Annotated in this window: 18 protein-coding genes; 12 read left to right on the top strand and 6 right to left on the bottom strand. The window is 60.7% G+C overall.

Features of this window, described 5'->3' with window-relative positions; all coding sequences use genetic code 11:
• Window positions 1-104: 104 nt before the first annotated feature.
• From BLU46_RS18050 to BLU46_RS18030, 5 genes are all read left to right on the top strand, one after another.
• Window positions 105-1,532 (top strand): coniferyl aldehyde dehydrogenase, encoded by a 1,428-nt coding sequence (locus tag BLU46_RS18050; protein WP_093204025.1) that lies wholly within the window; start codon window positions 105-107, stop codon window positions 1,530-1,532.
• 28 nt (window positions 1,533-1,560) lie between these two features.
• Window positions 1,561-2,106 (top strand): hypothetical protein, encoded by a 546-nt coding sequence (locus BLU46_RS18045; RefSeq protein ID WP_063026481.1) that lies wholly within the window; start codon window positions 1,561-1,563, stop codon window positions 2,104-2,106.
• Between the two features lie 33 nt (window positions 2,107-2,139).
• Window positions 2,140-3,735: a GMC family oxidoreductase gene (locus BLU46_RS18040; RefSeq protein WP_003213795.1), complete on the top strand. Its 1,596-nt coding sequence runs from the start codon at window positions 2,140-2,142 to the stop codon at window positions 3,733-3,735.
• Between the two features lie 114 nt (window positions 3,736-3,849).
• Entirely contained in the window at window positions 3,850-4,329 is a 480-nt protein-coding gene (gene coaD / locus BLU46_RS18035; protein WP_003176711.1) for a pantetheine-phosphate adenylyltransferase, read from the top strand.
• A 102-nt stretch (window positions 4,330-4,431) separates the two neighbouring features.
• Window positions 4,432-4,683, top strand: a complete 252-nt coding sequence (locus tag BLU46_RS18030) for a YfhL family 4Fe-4S dicluster ferredoxin (RefSeq protein WP_003213796.1) — start codon at window positions 4,432-4,434, stop codon at window positions 4,681-4,683.
• 133 nt (window positions 4,684-4,816) lie between these two features.
• Here the strand turns inward: BLU46_RS18030 and mutM are convergent, their stop codons facing one another.
• Both mutM and BLU46_RS18020 read right to left on the bottom strand, forming a co-directional pair.
• A complete protein-coding gene (gene mutM, locus BLU46_RS18025; protein ID WP_017476543.1) occupies window positions 4,817-5,629 on the bottom strand; it encodes a bifunctional DNA-formamidopyrimidine glycosylase/DNA-(apurinic or apyrimidinic site) lyase in 813 nt (270 codons plus the stop codon).
• A 21-nt stretch (window positions 5,630-5,650) separates the two neighbouring features.
• Window positions 5,651-6,463, bottom strand: coding sequence for an HDOD domain-containing protein (locus tag BLU46_RS18020; protein WP_172834596.1), 813 nt, complete (start codon window positions 6,461-6,463; stop codon window positions 5,651-5,653).
• A 313-nt stretch (window positions 6,464-6,776) separates the two neighbouring features.
• Here BLU46_RS18020 and BLU46_RS18015 point away from each other — a divergent pair, with 313 nt between their 5' ends.
• The 4 genes from BLU46_RS18015 (at window position 6,777) to ilvD (ending at window position 12,865) form a co-directional block, all read left to right on the top strand.
• Window positions 6,777-7,973: a class I SAM-dependent rRNA methyltransferase gene (locus BLU46_RS18015; protein WP_003213799.1), complete on the top strand. Its 1,197-nt coding sequence runs from the start codon at window positions 6,777-6,779 to the stop codon at window positions 7,971-7,973.
• A gap of 386 nt (window positions 7,974-8,359) precedes the next feature.
• Window positions 8,360-9,442 carry a SagB/ThcOx family dehydrogenase gene (locus tag BLU46_RS18010; RefSeq protein WP_093204018.1) on the top strand — a complete coding sequence of 361 codons (1,083 nt, stop codon included), beginning with the start codon at window positions 8,360-8,362 and terminating at the stop codon, window positions 9,440-9,442.
• Between the two features lie 122 nt (window positions 9,443-9,564).
• Window positions 9,565-10,764, top strand: coding sequence for an MFS transporter (locus tag BLU46_RS18005; protein WP_093204013.1), 1,200 nt, complete (start codon window positions 9,565-9,567; stop codon window positions 10,762-10,764).
• Between the two features lie 259 nt (window positions 10,765-11,023).
• Window positions 11,024-12,865 (top strand): dihydroxy-acid dehydratase, encoded by a 1,842-nt coding sequence (gene ilvD / locus BLU46_RS18000; protein WP_093204006.1) that lies wholly within the window; start codon window positions 11,024-11,026, stop codon window positions 12,863-12,865.
• Window positions 12,866-13,049: 184 nt separating this feature from the next.
• Here the strand turns inward: ilvD and BLU46_RS17995 are convergent, their stop codons facing one another.
• Window positions 13,050-14,108, bottom strand: coding sequence for an HAD family hydrolase (locus tag BLU46_RS17995; protein ID WP_093204002.1), 1,059 nt, complete (start codon window positions 14,106-14,108; stop codon window positions 13,050-13,052).
• Window positions 14,109-14,349: 241 nt separating this feature from the next.
• On the opposite strand from BLU46_RS17995, the gene BLU46_RS17990 reads away from it, so the two are divergent.
• Entirely contained in the window at window positions 14,350-15,741 is a 1,392-nt protein-coding gene (locus BLU46_RS17990; protein WP_093203997.1) for an L-cystine transporter, read from the top strand.
• Window positions 15,742-15,835: 94 nt separating this feature from the next.
• Here the strand turns inward: BLU46_RS17990 and BLU46_RS17985 are convergent, their stop codons facing one another.
• On the bottom strand, window positions 15,836-16,348 hold the full coding sequence (locus BLU46_RS17985) for a dihydrofolate reductase (protein WP_093210167.1): 513 nt from the start codon (window positions 16,346-16,348) through the stop codon (window positions 15,836-15,838).
• 90 nt (window positions 16,349-16,438) lie between these two features.
• On the opposite strand from BLU46_RS17985, the gene BLU46_RS17980 reads away from it, so the two are divergent.
• Both BLU46_RS17980 and BLU46_RS17975 read left to right on the top strand, forming a co-directional pair.
• Window positions 16,439-17,818 carry a DUF2868 domain-containing protein gene (locus tag BLU46_RS17980; RefSeq protein WP_093203993.1) on the top strand — a complete coding sequence of 460 codons (1,380 nt, stop codon included), beginning with the start codon at window positions 16,439-16,441 and terminating at the stop codon, window positions 17,816-17,818.
• A complete protein-coding gene (locus tag BLU46_RS17975; RefSeq protein WP_093203988.1) occupies window positions 17,811-19,184 on the top strand; it encodes a DUF3482 domain-containing protein in 1,374 nt (457 codons plus the stop codon). The genes BLU46_RS17980 and BLU46_RS17975 overlap by 8 nt, the downstream gene beginning before the upstream one ends.
• Here BLU46_RS17975 and BLU46_RS17970 read toward each other — a convergent pair.
• Together BLU46_RS17970 and BLU46_RS17965 are read right to left on the bottom strand one after the other, a co-directional pair.
• The gene (locus tag BLU46_RS17970; protein ID WP_093203983.1) at window positions 19,181-19,735 is read right to left on the bottom strand and encodes a phosphonate degradation HD-domain oxygenase; all 555 of its coding nucleotides are present in this window, start codon (window positions 19,733-19,735) and stop codon (window positions 19,181-19,183) included. The genes BLU46_RS17975 and BLU46_RS17970 overlap by 4 nt on opposite strands.
• Complete coding sequence (locus BLU46_RS17965; protein WP_093203978.1) at window positions 19,735-20,859, bottom strand: TIGR03364 family FAD-dependent oxidoreductase; 1,125 nt, start codon at window positions 20,857-20,859, stop codon at window positions 19,735-19,737. Before BLU46_RS17965 ends, BLU46_RS17970 begins: the two co-directional genes overlap by 1 nt.
• Window positions 20,860-20,956: the final 97 nt, after the last annotated feature.

Below are 20,956 nucleotides of genomic sequence, written 5' to 3'. Positions count from 1 at the left end.
TATCCTTGCCCGGATAAATCGGCACGTATGTGCAATGTTATTTGACAATTTAGAGCAATGACTCTAATAAATGAAGCATTCCAATAACAATCGGGAACTTCGCCATGTCTGCCAACGTTGCCTACCTGCAAGATTCCCAGGCGCTGGACCAACTCCAGGACCTGTTCGACGCTCAACGCCGGGCCTACGCGGCCAACCCGATGCCGCCCGCCGCCCAGCGTCAGCAATGGCTCAAGGCCTTGCGCGACCTGCTGAGCGATGAGCGCCAGGCGCTGATCAACGCCATCAGCAGTGATTTCAGCCATCGTAGCGCCGACGAAACCCTGTTCGCCGAATTGATGCCCAGCCTGCATGGCATTCACTACGCCAGCAAACACCTCAAAGGCTGGATGAAACCTTCCCGCCGCGCTGTAGGCATCGCCTTCCAGCCCGCGTCGGCCAAGGTTATCTATCAACCGCTGGGCGTGGTCGGGGTGATCGTGCCCTGGAACTACCCGTTGTACCTGGCCATCGGCCCTTTGGTAGGCGCCTTGGCGGCCGGCAACCGGGTGATGCTCAAGCTCAGCGAATCTACTCCCGCCACCGGCCAGTTGCTCAAGGCGCTGCTGGCGAAGATCTTCCCCGAAGACCTCGTGTGCGTAGTGCTCGGCGAAGCGGAAGTCGGCATGGCGTTTTCCAAGTTGCGCTTCGATCACCTGCTGTTCACCGGCGCCACCAGCATCGGCAAGCACGTGATGCGCGCGGCGGCCGAACACCTGACACCGGTCACCCTGGAACTGGGTGGCAAGTCACCGGCGATTGTTTCCGCCGACGTACCGCTCAAGGACGCCGCCGAACGCATCGCCTTCGGCAAGGCGCTGAATGCCGGGCAAACCTGCGTGGCGCCGGACTACGTGCTGGTGCCGGAAGACCGTGTAGACGGTTTCGTCGAGGCCTACAGCAAGGCGGTTCGCGGGTTCTATCCGACTCTAGCCGACAACCCGGACTACACCGCGATCATCAACGAACGACAACTGGCCCGGCTCAACGGCTACGTGAAAGACGCCACTGACAAGGGCGCCACCTTGGTCCCACTGTATGACCGAGGCCAGGACCGGCGCATGGCCCACAGCCTGCTGCTGAATGTCAGCGACGACATGACGGTGATGCAGGACGAGATCTTCGGCCCGGTGCTGCCGATCGTGCCGTATCGCGGCCTCGACCAGGCCTTCGCCTACATCAATCAGCGCCCTCGCCCACTGGCGCTGTATTACTTCGGCTACAACAAGGCCGAACAGAACCGCGTACTGCACGAGACCCATTCCGGCGGCGTGTGCCTGAACGACACCTTGCTGCATGTGGCCCAGGACGACATGCCCTTCGGCGGCATCGGCCCGTCGGGCATGGGCCATTACCACGGCCATGAAGGTTTCCTGACCTTCAGCAAGGCCAAGGGCGTGCTGATCAAGCAACGCCTGAACGCCGCCAAGCTGATTTACCCGCCCTACGGCAAATCCATCCAGAAGTTGATCCAGAAGCTGTTCGTCCGCTAACAAACCCATCACCGGGATAACAATAAGAATGAACCCTAGCCTGACTGAATCACCCGCGCTGTCACGGCGCGGCGTCTTGAAACTCGGCCTGTGCGCCAGCGCCTTCCTGGCCACAGCCGGGCTTGGCGCCAGCCTCAGCGGCTGCTCCAGCAGCACCCCGGCCAGCGGCTTTGCGATGTTGCGCAGCAGTGACCTGCCGTTTTTGCGGGCAGTGATTCCGGTGCTGCTGGAGGGCGTGGCCAGCGCCGAGGTGGTGGTGGCCGGCATCGACGACACCCTGAAAAAACTCGATTTCAGCCTGCAACACCTCTCGCCCGAGATGTTCAAGCTGACCCAGCAACTGTTCGACGTACTGGGCATGGCGGTCACCCGTGGACCGCTGACCGGTGTGTGGGGCAGTTGGGAAAACGCCAGCGCCGAGCAGATCCGCAACTTCCTGCACCGCTGGGAAAACAGCTACCTGAACCTGCTGCGCATGGGCCAGGGTTCGTTGCTCAAACTGGTGATCATGGCCTGGTATTTCCGCCCCGAGTCCTGGGCGCATTGCGGCTACCCCGGCCCACCGAAAATCTGATTCGCATCCCGATAAAAACAAGAGACGACCCTGATGCCCGTACCTGATCTGTTCCGCGATGGCATGGCCCGCGGCTGGAAAACCCATAATGGCGCCGCCCTCGACCAGGACCTGACCCTGGAAGCTGACGTCGCAATCATCGGCAGCGGCGCCGGCGGCGGCACCACCGCCGAAATCCTCAGCGCAGCCGGCTACAAGGTACTGTTGATTGAAGAAGGGCCGCTGAAAACCAGCAACGACTTCAAGCTGCTGGAAGACGAGGCCTACGCCAGCCTGTATCAGGAAGGCATCGGGCGCATGAGCAAGGACGGCGCCATCACCATCCTGCAGGGCCGCGCGGTTGGCGGTACCACGCTGATCAACTGGACCTCCAGTTTCCGCACCCCGGACCCGACCCTCGCCCACTGGGCCAGCGAATACGCGGTCAAGGGCCACAGCAGCGCCGAGATGGCGCCCTGGTTCGAAAAAATGGAGCAGCGCCTGGGCATCGCGCCCTGGGCGATGCCGCCGAACGCCAACAATGACGTGATCCGCAAAGGCTGCGAAAAACTCGGCTACAGCTGGCACGTGATCCCGCGCAACGTGCGCGGCTGTTTCAACCTGGGGTATTGCGGCATGGGCTGCCCGGTCAATGCCAAGCAATCGATGCTGGTGACGACCATTCCGTCGACCCTGGAGAAAGGCGGCGAACTGCTGTACCTGGCCCGCGCCGAACGCCTGAAGTTCAGCGGTGACACCATCACCAGCCTCGAATGCGTGGCCATGGATCAGTATTGCGTGGCTCCCACAGGCCGCAAAATCACGGTTAAAGCCAAGCACTACGTACTGGCCGGCGGCGGCATCAACAGCCCGGCGCTGCTGCTCCGTTCCGATGCGCCCGACCCCCACTCGCGCCTGGGCAAGCGGACCTTTTTGCATCTGGTTAATTTTTCCGCCGGGCTGTTCGACGAGGTGATCAACCCGTTCTACGGGGCGCCGCAGTCGATCTATTCCGATCACTTCCAATGGCAGGACGGCACCACCGGCAAAATGTCCTACAAGCTCGAAGTGCCGCCACTGCATCCGGGACTCGCCAGTACCTTGCTTGGCGGCTACGGCACGCAGAACGCGCTGGATATGGGCCAACTGCCCAAGACCCACGCAATGCTTGCCCTGCTGCGCGACGGTTTCCACCCCGACAGCCCGGGCGGCACAGTCGAATTGCGCGGCGATGGCACCCCGGTGCTCGATTATCAGGTCTCGCCCTACGCCTGGGATGGCCTGCGCCGGGCGTTCCACAGCATGGCGGAGATTCAGTTCGCCGGCGGTGCCAAGTCGGTGATGCCGCTGCACGGGGATGCACGCTACGTGAACACGCTGGCCGAAGCCCGCAGCATGATTGACGGTTTGAACCTTGAATTGCATCGTACGCGGCTCGGCAGCGCGCATGTGATGGGCGGTTGCGCCATGGGTGAAGAACCGAAAAATGCGGTGGCCGACAGTCTTGGGCGCCATCATCAACTGCGCAACTTATCGATCCACGATGGCTCGCTATTCCCCACCAGCATTGGGGCTAACCCGCAGTTATCGGTCTACGGATTGACCGCGCAACTGGCGACAGCATTGGCCGAACGTCTGAAAACGGCCTGAAAAAACCGGGTATTCGCGGTGTCTATAGTGCTTTCTTCTGAATAAGTTGACTTGGCCGACCGGGATGGCTGCGATACCATCCGGTTCCCCAACGGACTCCGCCAGGACGACGCGATGAACCGAGTGTTGTACCCAGGTACCTTCGACCCAATCACCAAGGGCCATGGCGATCTGGTCGAACGCGCCTCGCGCTTGTTCGACCATGTGATTATCGCGGTCGCTGCCAGCCCCAAGAAAAACCCGCTGTTTCCCCTGGAGCAGCGCGTGGAGCTGGCCCGTGAGGTCACCAAGCATCTGCCCAACGTTGAAGTGGTCGGCTTCTCGACGCTGCTGGCGCACTTTGCCAAGGAACAGAACGCCAATGTCTTCCTGCGCGGCCTGCGGGCGGTGTCGGACTTCGAATACGAGTTCCAACTGGCCAACATGAACCGCCAACTGGCGCCGGACGTGGAAAGCCTGTTTCTTACGCCGTCGGAGCGTTATTCGTTCATTTCCTCGACATTGGTCCGAGAAATCGCGGCGTTGGGCGGGGATATCACCAAGTTTGTGCACCCGGCTGTGGCGGATGCGCTGACGCTGCGCTTCAAGAAGTAAGACCGCTCAATCGGCGCCCGCTCGCACTGCGGGCGCCAATGCGGCACAATTGCGCGCATTAGTTTTCAGATGCCTTGGCTGACAGCCCTGGCAGGAGTTTCCATGTCCCTGATCATCACCGACGATTGCATCAACTGCGACGTCTGCGAACCCGAGTGCCCGAACGCTGCCATTTCTCAGGGTGAGGAGATCTACGTGATCGACCCCAACCTGTGCACCCAGTGTGTCGGCCACTACGACGAACCTCAGTGCCAGCAGGTCTGCCCGGTGGATTGCATTCCGCTGGACGAGGCTCATCCGGAGACGGAAGAGCAACTGATGGAGAAGTACCGGTTGATTACCGGCAAAGCCTAAGTCCCTTGGCGATTCGTTAGGTCCCTTCGCGAGCAAGCCCGCTCCCATATTCGACTGCATTCCAAAGGTGGAACTCGGACGAATATGGGAGTGGGCTTGCTCGCGAAGAGGCCATCAGCAGCACCACAAATTGTCAGCTCTGACACTTCGGGCAAAACACACTCGCCCGCTGGCCCAGCATCACGTTGCGCAACTCAGCCCCGCAGACCTTGCACGCCTCGCCACCACGGCCATAAACGAACAATTCCTGCTGGAAATACCCCGGCTGCCCGTCGCCGCCGATAAAATCCCGCAGCGTGGTGCCGCCGCGCTCGATGGCCGCCGCCAGGATGCGTTTGATCTCGATCGCCAGCTTCAGGTAACGCCCACGGGAAATGCCCTTGGCTTCCCGACGCGGATCAATCCCGGCGGCAAACAGCGCCTCCGTCGCGTAGATATTGCCCACCCCCACCACCACCGCGTTATCCATGATGAACGGCTTCACCGCCATCGAGCGTCCACGGGACAGCTGGAACAACCGCTCGCCGTCAAACAGGTCGGTCAACGGCTCCGGCCCCAGGCGGATCAGCAGTTCATGGTTCAGTGGGTCGAGGCTCCAGAGCATCGCGCCAAAGCGTCGCGGGTCGGTGTAGCGCAGGGCCAGGCCCGACTCCAGCTCGATATCCACATGTTCATGCTTGGCCGCCGGGCTGCCGGCTTCTACCAGGCGCAGGTTGCCCGACATGCCCAGATGGCTGATCAAGGTGCCGACTTCGGCATTGATCAACAGGTACTTGGCCCGCCGTTCCACCAGCACGATCCGTTGCCCGGACAGCCGCACATCCAGGTCTTCCGGGATCGGCCAGCGCAGACGCCGCTCACGCACCACCACACGGCTGACCCGCTGGCCTTCCAGATGCGGCGCAATTCCGCGCCGGGTGGTTTCGACTTCCGGTAACTCGGGCATGTTTACCTCATGGAGAAAGGGTTAGTGCGCGCCCAGCTCGCGGATCGACAACTTCAAACTCTCGAAGTCGTAGTCCGACAGGCCGATATGGTCCAGCACCAGCGGGCCGATGGCACTCCACTCATGGTCATCCACCTGGTTGCCCAGCACGCGGTACGACGCACAAATGTGCTCGGCCATTTTCAGGATCGCCAGCAGGTTTTTCAGCTGCGGCTTGTGGTTGGACTCGTCGCTGAAAATCGCCAGGGCATTGTGGTGATTGGCGATGGCGTCGGTCACATGCTCCGGCAGGCGCCAGGATTTGGCGGTGTAGTAGCCCACCACGGCATGGTTGGTGTTGAACGCCTGGTTCTCGGTGTCGACCACACGGCATTCCGGGCCGGCGTTGGCATAGGCCTCCTCCAGCACGCTCATGTAGTTCGGGAAACGCTTGAGCATCAGCGGCACGCCGCAATCGTGGAACAGCCCCAACGCGTAGGCTTCATCGACCGCCTGGCTGCCGGTGCGCTTGGCCAGGGCCAGGCAGGTCATGGCCACATCCTGGGCGGTGTCCCAGAAACGGTTGAGGGTGACGATGGTGTCGTCGCTCATCTCGCCCTTGATCGACTGCGCGTTAATCAGGTTGACGATGGAGCGGCTGCCCAGCAGGTTCACCGCGCGCTGGATCGAGACAATCTTGTTGCTCAGCCCGTAATACGGCGAGTTGACGATCTTCAGCAGCGAGCCGGAAAGGCCCGGGTCCTGGGCGATCAGCCGGGCGATCACTTCCAGATCCGGATCGGGCATGTACTGCTCCATCTGCAAATCCACCATGATTTGCGGTTGAGGCGGCACGCTGATGCCTTGGAGGCTCTGTTGGATCTGTTCGGCGGATAGCTCTTGGGACATAGGGGGCACACTCTGGACTAGGCGGCGATTCTAACCTTTATGGCAACCGGGCTGACACCTCAAAAACCCGAACTGAAACCGGATCGAATGTAGGAGCTGGCTTGCCTGCGAAGCAGACGGCTCGGTCTTTCAGATAACCGAGGTGATGCTATCGCAGGCAAGCCAGCTCCCACAGGGATATCACAACCCACATGTCCGGCGGCGCGGCCAAGTACTGCACAACACGGTATACTCCCGCTCTTTTTTCCGGAGCGACGTCATGTCCCTGCCAAGCCTGCGTCTCAAAGCCAACGCCGATCGTCGTTTGCGCAACGGCCACCTGTGGGTCTACAGCAACGAAATCGATGTGGCCGCCACACCTCTTCACGGCTTCCAGGCAGGCGACCAGGCGATCCTGGAAGCAGCCGGCGGCAAGACCCTCGGCATCGTGGCCATGAGCCCGAACAACCTGATCTGCGCCCGCCTGCTGTCCCGCGACATCAAGCTGCCGCTGGACAAGTCGCTGCTGGTACACCGCATCAACGTGGCCCTGTCCCTGCGTGACCGCCTGTTCGACAAGCCGTTCTACCGCCTGGTGTACGGCGATTCCGACCTGTTGCCAGGCCTGGTGGTCGACCGTTTCGGCGACATCCTGGTGGTGCAGATCGCTTCGGCGACCATGGAAGCCCACAAGGAAGACGTGATCGCCGCACTGACCCAAGTGCTCAAGCCAAGCGGCATCCTGTTCAAGAACGACTCCGCCGCGCGTGATGCCGAAGGCCTCAACCGCTACGTCGAAACCGTATTCGGCCTGGTGCCGGAGTGGGTTGCCCTGGAAGAAAACGGCGTGAAGTTCGAAGCGCCGGTGATCCAGGGTCAGAAGACCGGCTGGTTCTACGACCACCGCATGAACCGCGCTCGCCTGGCTCCGTATGCCAAAGGCAAACGCGTACTCGACCTGTACAGCTACATCGGCGGCTGGGGCGTGCAAGCGGCTGCCTTCGGCGCCAGTGAAGTGTTCTGCGTCGACGCCTCCGCCTTCGCCCTCGACGGCGTGGAGCGCAACGCGGCACTGAACGGCGTTGCCGAGAAGATGACCTGCATCGAAGGCGACGTGTTCGAAGCCCTCAAAGAGCTGAAAGCCAGCGAAGAGCGTTTCGACGTGATCGTGGCCGACCCGCCGGCCTTCATCAAGCGCAAGAAAGACATGAAAAACGGCGAAGGCGCCTACCGCCGCCTGAACGAGCAAGCCATGCGCCTGCTCAGCAAGGACGGCATCCTGGTCAGCGCTTCGTGCTCGATGCACTTGCCGGAAGATGACCTGCAAAACATCCTGCTGACCAGCGCCCGTCACCTGGACCGCAATATCCAGATGCTGGAACGCGGCGGCCAGGGCCCGGATCACCCGGTGCACCCGGCGATTGCCGAGACTCGGTATATCAAGAGCATTACGTGCCGGTTGTTGCCGAATAGCTAAGTTTTTCCCGCGATGCTGCCCGACTGGCTCCGGGCAGCATCAATTCACAAAGCCGCCCCTTCAAATAAAAGCAAACTTTTCATTTCTTGTACAAAGTCAAAAACAACATATAGCTTCATCGATACAGCAAAAACATACTACAACGCCAGCAGAATCCTCCTACGCCTCCTGACTAGATAAATCTAAAACCAGCGCCTAGCCTAGTTTCTGTCACAATCATTTTGTGTGACAGCCATTTAACTTAATGAAATGGAGAGCTGATATGAATGCAATCTTTCTTGAGTCAAAAGCACTGGCAGCATTCGCATTGATTGGAATGCCTAAATAAGTCGTTGATGACAAGCTGGGTTGTACGCCAACCCAGCCCTAAGAATGGGAAGAAAACAATGCAAATGAATCCCAACTTATTTTTCTTAACCAAATCACAACATCTGATTATCTGGAACTACAAAACTCATGAGCAATTTGAATTAGATCGCGCGCACTCGCAGCGACTGCTAGAGCTAATATACGACCTTTCGCTTTATAACCCTGAGTTTGAGATCGACTCGACGTTCACTCACCATGCAATTATTCAACAAGGTGCGCCAACGTTAGATAACCAGTGGGGATGGGATGATTTGTCGAGGATATTCCACATCGGTACAAAAGACTTATCAGACGCTGATCAACCTACAGACGGCGTCAGTTGGGCAGCTCATTATTTGGCCCACTGCCAGGGCGTAATGCGCAAGAGTCCTCCTGATTCGAATCGGTTCGCCCATCTCCAATCAGAAGACTTTATCAGTCTACCGCAACCCTCACCAAACGAATCGCTCAGAACATACCCGTTACTGCAACACACGTTAGTTAAGCGAAAAACCTGCCGCACTTATTTAAACAAAAGCATTTCTTTAGAAGACCTAAGTACGCTGCTCTACCTGTCTCTAGGGCACTTAAAAGAACGCCTGCAAGACACCTCACATTTAACGCCCCCCTCTTTCCGCGCTAGACGAAGCAGCCCGTCAGGTGGTGGATTAAGCTCCAGCGAAGGTTATGTGTATGCGCACAACATAAGAGGCGTAAATCCCGGATTTTATTATTACCACCCGGAGTTACACGCACTCAGGCTGATTCGTCGAATACAAGAGCCTCTTGGAAATTACCTTAACGGCCAGCACTTCATCGACAATCTTCCCTTTGGTATTTTCATTACATCACGATTCGACAAACTGTGGTGGAAGTACCCACACTCCAGAGCCTACCGAGTTGCCCTGATAGAAGCCGGACACATCTCACAAACAGCTCAGCTCATTTCAACCGCCATGGGGCTTAACACTTGGATTTCCTCCGCTCTCAACGACACCAAGATCGAGAAAGCCCTTGGCATACAGGACCTTAAAGAGCAGTTGGTACTTTTCGTAGGCGCCGGTTACAGCGACGGTCAGGTTTTCAGCGATGAATTCGAAAAGCTTTTGAGGACTGATTGAGGCCTTGGCGATGCAGCCTTTTACAGCATGCCTTTGGAAGAGAATGACTCCACCTTTATTGATTGAATTCTCGCCACCCAAGGCTAATATCGGTTTTTGGCACCCCACCGGAAATAAAAACAATGTCTGAGTCTTCCTGCTCGCCCTTACTCGGCAGCGAGATAAAACGCCACCAACTCTCACGCTTCATCCTCATCACCTGCATTTCGCTGATCAGCTTTTTCCCGATCAATATCCTGCTGCCCTCATTCCCGGCCCTCGCCGCCCGATTCGACATGCCCAGCGCAGATGTCGCGCTGTCCATCAGCCTGTTCACGTTGGTTTTTTCGATTTCCCAACTGGTCGCCGGCCCGCTGTCGGATAAATGGGGCCGCAAGGAAGTCCTGCTCGGTTGCATCACGCTGTCGATCCTGGGTGCGATAGGTTGCGCATTATCGACGGACTACCTGAGCTTCCTGCTGTTTCGCTCGGTCCAGGCCATGGGTTGCGGCTTCTTCGTACTGGGCCACGCGTTAGTGGAGGACCTGTTCGAAGAACAGGATCGAGCCCGTGTTCGCCTCTACTACATGACCCTGAGCGGCTCGTTCGTCGCCTTGTCACCGCTGATCGGCTCCTGGTTGCAAACCACCTTCGACTGGCAAGGTAGTTTCTATGGATTCGCACTGATGGCGTTGGGCATGTTGATCCATGCGTTCTGCATACTGCCCTCCAAGTCCGCCAGCCCGCACCGCACGCCGGTGTCGATCATCGGCACTCTGAAAGATGTCGCGACCAATCGCGACTTCCTGCGTTACTGGTGGATCGCCGCGCTGGTGTTCGCCTGCTACTTCGCCTTGATCAGCGTGACACCGTTGATTTTCATGGACTCGTTGAAACTCTCCGAATACCAGTACGCACTGGTACTCATGGTGTATGGCGTGGCCTATCTGCTCGGTGGCTTGGCGGCGTCGTATCTTCAAAAACGCATCTCGCTGTCCCGGCAAATCAACATCGGCCTTGGATTGCTGCTTATTGCAGGCGTGCTTCTGATACTGATCGTCGGTCTTGGAGCTATCACCACCATCACCCTGCTGATCCCGATGCTGATCAGCGCCCTGGCCGTGACCCTGGTACGCCCCGCCGCGATTTCCGCGGCCATGTTGCTGTTCTCCAGCAGCGCCGGCACCGCCGCTTCGGCCGGCAATAGCATCATGTTCATCACCGCCGCCGTCAGCAGCGCCGCCCTCGCCCAAGCGGGAGCCAACCTGCTGCTGACCATCGCCATCAGCTTCATCGTGTTCAGCGTTTGGGGCGTGGTGACGAACGCTCGGGTCGGCCGCTGACAGTGAAATTTGCGCCCCCACACGTCTCGTAAGCGCTATCTACACGCTGGCGGCCATTCCCTCCGGCCGCCAGCGGTGTAGAATCGGACCTATTCATCGCCAGTCATCCCCCGGCGGGTTTATGAGCTCGAGGCCCAAGCAAGCGGCGATCCCGCGACGCGAGTGGCAACTTCCGGACACACGGCCATTTTCTGAGTGTTCCAGACGTCAATAGAAGCTCACTCCCCTTAGTCCCTGATTAGCCGCCCGGAGTGCTCCAATGCCCGATTACCGCTCGAAAACATCCACCCACGGCCGCAACATGGCCGGCGCCCGCGCATTGTGGCGCGCCACGGGGATGAAAGATGACGACTTCAAAAAGCCGATCATCGCGATTGCCAACTCGTTTACCCAGTTCGTACCCGGCCATGTCCACCTCAAGGACCTGGGCCAACTGGTCGCCCGCGAGATCGAACGCGCCGGCGGTGTAGCGAAAGAATTCAACACCATCGCCGTGGATGACGGCATCGCCATGGGCCATGACGGCATGCTGTATTCCCTGCCGAGCCGCGAGATCATCGCCGACTCCGTGGAATACATGGTCAACGCCCACTGCGCCGACGCCATCGTGTGCATCTCCAACTGCGACAAGATCACCCCTGGCATGCTGATGGCCTCCCTGCGCCTGAACATCCCGGTGATCTTCGTCTCCGGCGGCCCGATGGAAGCCGGCAAGACCAAGCTCGCCTCCCACGGCCTCGACCTGGTGGACGCCATGGTCATCGCCGCCGATTCCAGCGCTTCTGACGAGAAGGTTGCGGAATACGAGCGCAGCGCCTGCCCTACCTGCGGTTCGTGCTCCGGCATGTTCACCGCCAACTCGATGAACTGCCTGGTGGAAGCCTTAGGGCTCGCCTTGCCGGGCAACGGCTCGACACTGGCCACCCACAGCGACCGCGAGCAACTGTTCCTGCAGGCAGGCCGCACCATCGTCGAACTGTGCAAGCGCTACTACACCGAGAACGATGAGTCGGTGTTGCCGCGCAACATCGCCAACTTCAAGGCGTTCGAAAACGCCATGACCCTGGACATCGCCATGGGCGGTTCCACCAACACCATCCTGCACTTGCTGGCCGCCGCGCAAGAAGCCGAGATCGACTTCGACCTGCGGAACATCGACCGCCTGTCGCGCCACGTGCCGCAACTGTGCAAAGTCGCGCCAAACATCCAGAAGTACCACATGGAAGACGTGCACCGCGCCGGCGGGATCTTCTCGATCCTCGGTTCGTTGGCCCGTGGCGGCTTGCTGCACACCGACCTGCCGACCGTGCACAGCAAATCCCTGGCCGAAGGCATCGCCAAGTGGGACATCACCCAGACCACCGACGAAGCCGTGCATCACTTCTTCAAGGCAGGCCCGGCCGGCATCCCTACGCAAACCGCGTTCAGCCAGTCGACCCGTTGGGAAACCCTCGACGACGACCGTGAAAACGGCTGCATCCGCAGTGTTGAGCATGCCTATTCGAAAGAAGGCGGCCTGGCCGTGCTGTACGGCAACATCGCGCTGGATGGCTGCGTGGTGAAAACCGCCGGTGTGGACGAGTCGATCCACGTGTTCGAAGGCCGCGCCAAGATCTACGAAAGCCAGGACAGCTCGGTACGCGGCATCCTCGCTGACGAAGTGAAGGAAGGCGACATCGTCATCATCCGTTACGAAGGCCCGAAAGGCGGCCCGGGCATGCAAGAGATGCTCTACCCGACGTCGTACCTGAAATCCAAAGGCCTGGGCAAAGCCTGCGCCTTGCTCACCGACGGCCGCTTCTCCGGCGGTACCTCGGGCCTGTCCATCGGCCATGCTTCTCCGGAAGCCGCTGCGGGCGGCGCCATCGGCCTGGTGCAGGATGGCGACAAGGTGCTGATCGACATTCCGAACCGCTCGATCAACCTGTTGATCAGCGACGAAGAACTGGCGGCACGCCGCATCGAGCAGGACAAGAAAGGCTGGAAGCCGGTAGAGAAGCGTCCGCGCAAAGTCACTACCGCGTTGAAGGCTTACGCCCTGCTGGCTACCAGTGCCGACAAGGGTGCGGTGCGTAACAAGGCGATGCTCGACGGGCTGTAAGCCTCGCCCATAAAAATGCCCCGCCACGTGCGGGGCATTTTTTTGTCTGGAGAAAATCCCCAGAACGCAGGAGATCAAAAAATGTGGGAGCTGGCTTGCCTGCGATAGCAATCTGTCAGTTGATACATCTGCCGACAGACACACCGCCATCGCAGGCAAGCCAGCTCCCACACTGATCGCGGGTTTACTGAATCTCGTCCGGCTTGACGATCACCCAGTTTTTATCCGCCGTCACCGGCAACCCTTCCTTGGCCTGGGCCGCTGCGTGCTTGGCCATCATGCCGTTGAGCTGGGTCATGTATTTGTCTTTACGGTTGACCCACAGGTGGATGCCGCCCTTGGCCACGTCCACGTCATGAAACAGCATGTAGCCGTCACTGGTTGGCGTGTCGCCACCGACGATCACCGGTTTTTTCCACTCATCGATGTAGGTCAGGATCGCCGCGTGCTTGCCGGCCATCCAAGTGGCAGGGGTCCACAGGTACGGGGTCAGTTCCAGGCCAAGGTTGGCCTTCTCGTCATACTTGCCGGCGGCGATCTGTTTGCGGGCAGTGGTCAGCTCGCCGGTCTTGCGGTCCTTGAGCAAGGTGCTCACGCCGATGACGTTCTCGGGTTTGACGTTGTAGCCGTACTTCGGATCGGCCGCGACCATGCGTACCAGTTCCTCGGACGCGGCGGTCATCACGTAGACCTCAATGCCGTTTTCCATCAGCTTGTTGAACAGCTCAGCCTGGCCGGTGAAGACTTTCGGCGGCTGCACTTCCATATTCTTGACCACGTCACCTTCGTAGTAGGTGACCGGCACCGGCTTGCCCGACGCCATCATCTCGTCGACGTAGCCCTTGAGTTCCTTGAGGGTGAAGCCGGAGAAAATCTGCGCGACCCACGGGTAGCAGACCATGTCGTCGACTTCGCAGAGGCGGTAGTAGTAACTGAACAGGCTTTCCTTGTGGTCAGCGGTGTCTTTGAACGGGATCAGCTTCAGGGAAGGGTCCATGGTATCGCGGGTGATCAGGCCCTTGTTTTCCAGGTACGGCAGCAACGACTCTTCAAGGTCGTAGCGGTAACTGGTGTTGTCCATATCGAACACCGCGAAGTTGCCCTTGTTGGCATTGGCGGCAATCATCGTGTCCAGTTGCTTGGCGGCAGCCGCCGGCCAGTGTTTCAACTCGGTGGCGGCAAAGGCCTGGCTCGCGAGGCCCAGGCACAGCGCGGCGGCAAACAGTTTCGGCGCTAGCTTCATGTGCGTTTTCTCCCTGAGTGAAAGACATCGACGCTAACAAATCTGTGTGACAGTTATCGCCCGAGCGCGACCGCTTTCGTCGTGATCGCGCCAATGCCATACGCCTGGGCGCCATCCGCTTATTCCAAAAACGACAGTCACCATGCGATAACGTTATTAAATCAATATATTTCAAGCTGTTAGGCTTGCCGGTTCGCAATCGCAGGCTCCTGCGATTGGCTGCCTTCTCAACGGAGCTTCAATGAATCTGCCCCTGATTCTCAACTTACTGGTGTTCGTGGTCCTGTTGCTGGGCCTGGCACAAACCCGCCGAACCAACTGGAGCCTCGCCAAGAAGGTGTTGTTTGCGTTGGTCCTCGGCGTGATCTTCGGTGTGGTGCTGCACGCGATCTACGGTGCCGGCAACCCGGTGCTCAAGGCCTCGATCGGCTGGTTCGACCTGGTCGGCAACGGTTACGTGCAGTTGCTGCAAATGATCGTGATCCCGCTGGTGTTTGCCTCGATCCTCAGCGCCGTGGCCCGCCTGCATAACGCCTCGTCCCTGGGCAAGATCAGCTTCCTGACCATCGGCACGCTGCTGTTCACCACGGCGATCGCGGCGCTGATCGGTATCGGCCTGACTAACCTGTTCGGGCTCACTGCCGAAGGCCTGGTGGCCGGCACCCAGGAAATGGCACGCCTGCAAGTGATCCAGAGTGACTACGCGGGCAAGGTCGCCGACCTGAATATCCCGCAACTGCTGCTGTCGTTCATCCCGCAGAACCCGTTCGCCGACCTGGCTCGGGCCAAGCCGACGTCGATTATCAGCGTGGTGATCTTCGCTGCATTCCTTGGGGTTGCCGCGCTGCAATTGCTCAAGGATGACGTGGAAAAGGGCCAGAAAGTCCTCAACGCCATCGACACCCTGCAAGCCTGGGTGATGCGCCTGGTGCGCCTGGTGATGAAACTGACCCCGTACGGCGTATTGGCCCTGATGACCAAAGTGGTCGCCAGCTCCAACCTGCAAGACATCATCAAGCTCGGCAGTTTTGTGGTGGTGTCGTACCTGGCCCTGGGCCTGATGTTTGTGGTGCATGGCCTGCTGCTGTCCCTGGCCGGGATCAACCCGCTGCGGTTCTTCCGCAAGGTCTGGCCGGTGCTGACGTTTGCCTTCACCAGCCGCTCCAGCGCCGCCAGCATCCCGCTGAGCATTGAAGCGCAGACCCGTCGCCTGGGGATTCCGCAGTCCATCGCCGGCTTTGCCGCCTCGTTTGGCGCGACGATTGGCCAGAACGGTTGCGCGGGTCTTTACCCGGCGATGCTGGCGGTGATGGTTGCACCGACAGTGGGCATCAACCCACTGGACCCGCTGTGGATCGCAACACTGGTGGCGATTGTGACCTTGAGTTCGGCCGGTGTGGCGGGCGTGGGCGGCGGTGCGACATTTGCCGCGCTGATCGTGCTACCGGCGATGGGCTTGCCGGTGTCACTGGTGGCGCTGCTGATTTCGGTTGAGCCGCTGATCGACATGGGCCGTACGGCGTTGAACGTGAACGGTTCGATGACGGCCGGGGCGATTACCAGCCAGATCATGCAGCAGACGGATAAAGAGCTGTTGAATGCGGATGAGCATGCGGAACTGGCGCAGGCCTGACAGACCGCTATCGCAGGCAAGCCAGCTCCCACATTGAACCGGTTTTTTCAGTAATACTCGGTCAACTGTGGGAGCTGGCTTGCCTGCGATGCTCTTAGGCTTTTTCCCAGACTTCGAAGTTATACGCCGGCTTGTCACCCTCTGCCGCATTCTCGACATTCGACACCAGCTTCCACTGGTTCAAATCAAACTCGGGAAACCACGCATCGCCGTCCGGGCTCAATGCCACCCGCGTCAAATACAGGCGGTCCGCCTGCTCCAGCCCCTGGGCATACAACTGCGCGCCGCCGATCAGCATCAGCTCATCCACGCCCTGCGCCTTGGCCCATTGCTCAGCCCGCTCTACTGCTGCGTCCAGGGACGGAAAAACTTCCGCACCTTCCAGCGCCAAGTCGGTCTGACGGCTGACCACAATGTTCAACCGGCCCGGCAAGGGTCGCCCCAGGGAATCCCAGGTCTTGCGCCCCATGATGATCGGCTTGCCCAAGGTGGTGGCCTTGAAATATTTGAAATCCCCCGGCAAATGCCAGGGCATGCTGTTGTCGACGCCGATCACACGGTTTTCACCGAGGGCTGCGATCAGGCTTAAAGGGAGAGTTTTTTTCATGGCGACGAGAATACCAGAGGCGCGCGCGGCATACCCCAACCGGCGTTCCAGCGGTTATGCTCCAAACTCACTGGCTCAACAGGACGGCGCGTGACAGCTCTGAATCCCCTGCAAACACTCTGGCTGACCGAAACCGTGCGCCTGCGGGAGGAACACGCGGGCGCCCTAGAAGACCAGGAAGCCAATCGCCTGGCCCGCAGCACCGGCGGTGACTTGCCGACGCGCATTCAAAACCGCGCGCTGTGGCTGGCTGAACGCGATGGCCTGACCGCCGCCCTGACCCGCTGGCTGCAGGGCGCGCGCCTGGCGCTGATCCTGCTGGCGGTGGTTGCCATCATCAGCGGTGCCGGCCTGGCCTTTGCCGCGCTGGGCAACGGGCTGGCGCCGGTCAATGTGTTCTGGGCCCTGGGCAGCCTGCTGGGTTTGAACCTGATCCTGCTGTTGAGCTGGGCCCTGGGCCTGTTGTTTGCCGGTGAACACGGCGCGAGCCTCGGCCGCCTGTGGTTATGGCTCAGCGAAAAACTCGCCCGCGACGCCAAGGCCGCGCAACTGGCGCCCGCCCTGCTGCTGTTGCTGCAACGGCGCAAACTCAATCGCTGGGCCGTCGGTGTGCTGGTCAACAGCTTGTGGCTGCTGGCCCTGCTCAGCGCCCTGGTGATCCTGCTGACGCTCTTGGCCACCCGGCGCTATGGCTTTGTGTGGGAGACCACCATCCTGCGGGCCGATACCTTTGTCGCCGTGACCCAAACCCTCGGCGCCCTGCCCGCCTTGCTGGGCTTCAATGTGCCCACCGTCGAGATGATCCGCGCCAGCGGCGATGCCGCCCTGAATATCGAAAGCGCCCGCCAGTCCTGGGCTGCATGGCTGGTGGGCGTGCTGCTGGTGTACGGCATCCTGCCGCGGCTGATCCTCGCGTTGATGTGCCTGTGGCGCTGGAAACGCGGGCGCGCCGCCCTGTGCCTCGACCTTAACCTGCCCGGCTACAGCCAACTGCGTGAGCGGCTGATGCCCAGCAGCGAACGGCTTGGGGTCAACGATGCGGCGCCCGAACAGTTGCACCACGTGACCGGCGGCGTCAGCGAACTGGAAAGCGACGGCGCTCTGCTGGTGGCCATTGAACTCGATGACCAACGCACCTGGCCTCCGAAGCTCCCGGCCAGCGTCAAGGACGCCGGCATCCTCGACAGCCGTGAATCCCGCAACAAGCTGCTGGAGCAACTCACCCGCTTCCCGCCCGCACGCCTGGCCATCGCCTGCGACCCACGGCGCTCGCCGGATCGTGGCAGCCTCGCGCTGATTGCCGAACTGGCCCGCAGCGCCACCGCCACCCGCGTCTGGCTGCTGCAAGCGCCGGCGGGTCAGGCGCTGGACGCGGAACGCTTGGGTGACTGGCATACAGCGTTGCAGCAGTTGCAGATCCCGTTCGCTGATTGCGCGCCGCTCACTTGGCTGGAGACCGGTCATGACTAAGCCCCTGAAACTCGCCGTGGTCGGCCACACCAACGTCGGCAAGACCTCGTTGCTGCGCACCCTCACGCGAGACGTCGGCTTCGGAGAAGTCTCCCATCGGCCCAGCACCACCCGGCATGTCGAAGGTGCTCGGCTGTCGGTAGACGGCGAAGCCTTGCTGGAGCTGTACGACACGCCCGGACTGGAAGATGCCATCGCCCTGCTCGATTACCTCGAGCGCCTGGACCGCCCCGGCGAACGCCTCGACGGCCCGGCACGGCTGGCGCGTTTTCTGGAAGGCAGCGAGGCCCGGCAACGCTTCGAACAGGAAGCCAAGGTGCTGCGCCAACTGCTGGCCTCGGATGCCGGTCTGTATGTGATAGATGCCCGAGAGCCGGTGCTGGCCAAGTACCGCGATGAGCTGCAAGTGCTGGCCAGCTGTGGCAAGCCGCTGCTGCCGGTGCTCAATTTTGTCAGCAGCGCCGACCACCGCGAGCCGGACTGGCGCGAAGCCCTCGCCCGCCTCGGCCTGCACGCGCTGGTACGTTTCGACAGCGTCGCACCACCCGAAGACGGCGAGCGCCGCCTCTATGAAAGCCTCGCCCTGCTGCTGGAAAATTCCCGTGGGCAACTGGAGCGGCTGATCCTCGATCAGGAAGCCCAGCGCCAGGCTCGCCAGCAAAGTGCTGCGCGGCTGATCGCCGAACTGCTGGTCGACTGCGCCGCCTGCCGCCGCAGCGTGGTCAGCGAAGCCGAGGTAGAACAGCAAGCCATCAGCGAACTGCGCAAAGCCGTGCGCCAGCGCGAACAGCGTTGCGTGGAAGCCTTGCTCAAGCTATTCGGCTTCCGCCCGCAAGACGCCGCCGCCAGCGATTTACCGCTGCTGGACGGGCGTTGGGGCGATGACCTGTTCAACCCCGAAACCCTCAAGCAACTGGGCGTACGGGTCGGTGGCGGTATCGCAGCCGGCGCGGCCGCCGGTGCGGGTGTGGATCTACTCGTAGGCGGCCTGACCCTCGGCGCCGCCGCGCTCGCCGGGGCCATCGCCGGTGGCGCCCTGCAAACGGCTCGCAGTTACGGCAGCCGCCTGCTGGGCAAGATCAAGGGCCAACGCGAGCTGACCGTCGACGACAGCGTGCTGCGCCTGTTGGCCCTGCGCCAGCGGCAACTGCTCAAGGCCCTTAACCTGCGCGGGCATGCGGCGATCCACAGCATCAAGGTCGACACGCCCCAGGACAAGACCTGGCGCGAAGGCAAGCTGCCGGAAGCCCTGAACAAGGCCCGCGCCCATCCGCAGTGGTCGTCCCTCAACCCGCACCCCAGGTTGAGCCAGGCCGAACGCCAGGAACAAATCGAAGCCCTGGCCCAGCGCCTGGACGAAACCTAAGCCGCCAACAACTGCCGGGCCTTGGACTTCAGCACTTCAAGGTCCAGCACCGGCACATGCATTTCCTTGGCCTGTTCATCCCAGTGACGCATGCGCAGGCTGACGGCGCACAGCGGGTCCTGCTCAAACGCCCGTGCCTCCTCGGCAGTCATCACGCCGCCCTGGTAACCCAAGGTACGACGGCTGGCTTCGCTCAAGCGCGCGTAGTAATCCGGCTGGCTGAAGGTCAGGTAACGCTTGGCCTGCACGTGGTATTCCACCAGTTTTGCCATGCGCTCGCTGAAGCCCGCCTGGCGCAGATAGTCGGCCCCCAGCCGCTCATGGCTGACCACGCCATAGCCGCCCATGTTCTCGCCACCTTGGCCGCAGATATGCCCGATATCGTGGAAGAACGCCGCCAGCACCACTTCATCATCGAAGCCTTCGGCCATGGCCAGTTGCGCGGCCTGGGACATGTGCTCAATCTGCGAGACCGGTTCGCCAATGTAGTCGGCCGTACCGTGCTGTTCGTACAGGCCGAAGACTTCGGCGATTGCCTGTTCAGTATTCATCACGCACTCCCCCACAGCTCAGTGATATTGCGCTCGGCCATCGCCGGCCCGACGCTCATACCGACGCCGGTGTGCATCAACGCCGCACTCACCCCCGGCGCCGCCCGCAGGAACGAAAACGGCCCTGGGCCACGGGAACCATAGACACCCTGCCAGCGTTCCACGACCTGGATCTTGCAGCCCAAGGTGTGTTCGGCCAGTTCGATCATCCAGGTGTCCACTTGTTCGGCATTGAACGGTGATGGATCGCTGCCGTAATGGTGGGAATCACCGATGATCAGTTCACCGTAAGGCGTTGGGCTGATCAGCAGGTGAATGCCATTTTCGTGCAGATGCGGTACATCCCGCAGGATTTCGGCCTGCACCGGCGCGGCTTCCGGCAAATCGGCGAAGGCGCCGTAGTGGACGCAGCTGAGACCTGTCAGCAGTGCGTGTTGCAGGTTCAACGCCACCGCAGGCCGGGCGCGCAGCATTTGCAGGCGGCAGATTTGCGGGTGGAGTTCGGCGATCTGCTCGGCCAGCAGCGTCTGGTAGTCGTGACCGGAGCAGACAATGATCTGCTCACCGCGAAAGGTGCCAGCGGTGGTGTGCACCTGGCCGGGTTCGATGTCGCGCACCAGGGTGGAGAAATGAAACTCCACGTTCAATTCGCGGCTCAGGTAGTTGATCAGCGCCGGGATGGCTTCGCGGGAATACAGTTGTTGATCGTCCAGGCCGTGAAGCGCGGCACGGTGATGAGCGAACTGGCCACCGTACAGACCGTGCAGGGCCGCGCCTTGCAGCAACTCGACGCGATAACCGTGCTCCAGGGCGCGACCGGCGTAGAAGGCTTCAAGCAAGTGCTCTTCGGCTTCGGTGCGGGCGAACAGATAGGAGCCGTTGCGTTTGAGCTGGATACCGGCGAGCTGTGCCCACTGGCCCCAGATTTCGCGGCTTTCCCGCGCCAGGTCGAGCATCGGCCCGGGCGGCTGGCCGGTGACCAGTGCCTGGCCGAAGTTGCGTACGGAAGCACCCAATGGAGTGGCGCTGCGCTCGAAGACCTTGACCTTGAGGCCGCGTTTGGCGGCCGCGTAGGCGTGGGAAAGGCCGAGGATGCCGGCGCCGATGATCAGCAGTTGTGTCATGAAGACCTCTCGTTCCCACGCTCCGTGTGGGAATGCATCCTGTGACGCTCCGCGTCACGACTACAAAAGCGGACGCAGAGCGTCCAGAGCCGCGTTC

This window comes from Pseudomonas yamanorum (assembly GCF_900105735.1).
Taxonomy (GTDB): Bacteria; Pseudomonadota; Gammaproteobacteria; order Pseudomonadales; family Pseudomonadaceae; genus Aquipseudomonas; species Aquipseudomonas yamanorum.
Note: the sequence above shows the minus strand (reverse complement) of the source record. Positions and strands in the feature narration are given on the sequence as shown.

Bases quoted from the DNA above. Each gene is read 5' to 3' on its own strand.
- ilvD (WP_093204006.1), top strand. From the start codon at position 11,024: ATGCCCGATTACCGCTCGAAAACATCCACCCACGGCCGCAACATGGCC.
- BLU46_RS18045 (WP_063026481.1), top strand. From the start codon at position 1,561: ATGAACCCTAGCCTGACTGAATCACCCGCGCTGTCACGGCGCGGCGTC.
- BLU46_RS17970 (WP_093203983.1), bottom strand. From the start codon at position 19,735: ATGAATACTGAACAGGCAATCGCCGAAGTCTTCGGCCTGTACGAACAG.
- coaD (WP_003176711.1), top strand. From the start codon at position 3,850: ATGAACCGAGTGTTGTACCCAGGTACCTTCGACCCAATCACCAAGGGC.
- BLU46_RS17965 (WP_093203978.1), bottom strand. From the start codon at position 20,859: ATGACACAACTGCTGATCATCGGCGCCGGCATCCTCGGCCTTTCCCAC.
- BLU46_RS17985 (WP_093210167.1), bottom strand. From the start codon at position 16,348: ATGAAAAAAACTCTCCCTTTAAGCCTGATCGCAGCCCTCGGTGAAAAC.
- BLU46_RS17975 (WP_093203988.1), top strand. From the start codon at position 17,811: ATGACTAAGCCCCTGAAACTCGCCGTGGTCGGCCACACCAACGTCGGC.
- BLU46_RS18010 (WP_093204018.1), top strand. From the start codon at position 8,360: ATGCAAATGAATCCCAACTTATTTTTCTTAACCAAATCACAACATCTG.
- BLU46_RS18015 (WP_003213799.1), top strand. From the start codon at position 6,777: ATGTCCCTGCCAAGCCTGCGTCTCAAAGCCAACGCCGATCGTCGTTTG.
- BLU46_RS18050 (WP_093204025.1), top strand. From the start codon at position 105: ATGTCTGCCAACGTTGCCTACCTGCAAGATTCCCAGGCGCTGGACCAA.
- BLU46_RS17990 (WP_093203997.1), top strand. From the start codon at position 14,350: ATGAATCTGCCCCTGATTCTCAACTTACTGGTGTTCGTGGTCCTGTTG.
- BLU46_RS18005 (WP_093204013.1), top strand. From the start codon at position 9,565: ATGTCTGAGTCTTCCTGCTCGCCCTTACTCGGCAGCGAGATAAAACGC.
- BLU46_RS18040 (WP_003213795.1), top strand. From the start codon at position 2,140: ATGCCCGTACCTGATCTGTTCCGCGATGGCATGGCCCGCGGCTGGAAA.
- mutM (WP_017476543.1), bottom strand. From the start codon at position 5,629: ATGCCCGAGTTACCGGAAGTCGAAACCACCCGGCGCGGAATTGCGCCG.
- BLU46_RS18030 (WP_003213796.1), top strand. From the start codon at position 4,432: ATGTCCCTGATCATCACCGACGATTGCATCAACTGCGACGTCTGCGAA.
- BLU46_RS17995 (WP_093204002.1), bottom strand. From the start codon at position 14,108: ATGAAGCTAGCGCCGAAACTGTTTGCCGCCGCGCTGTGCCTGGGCCTC.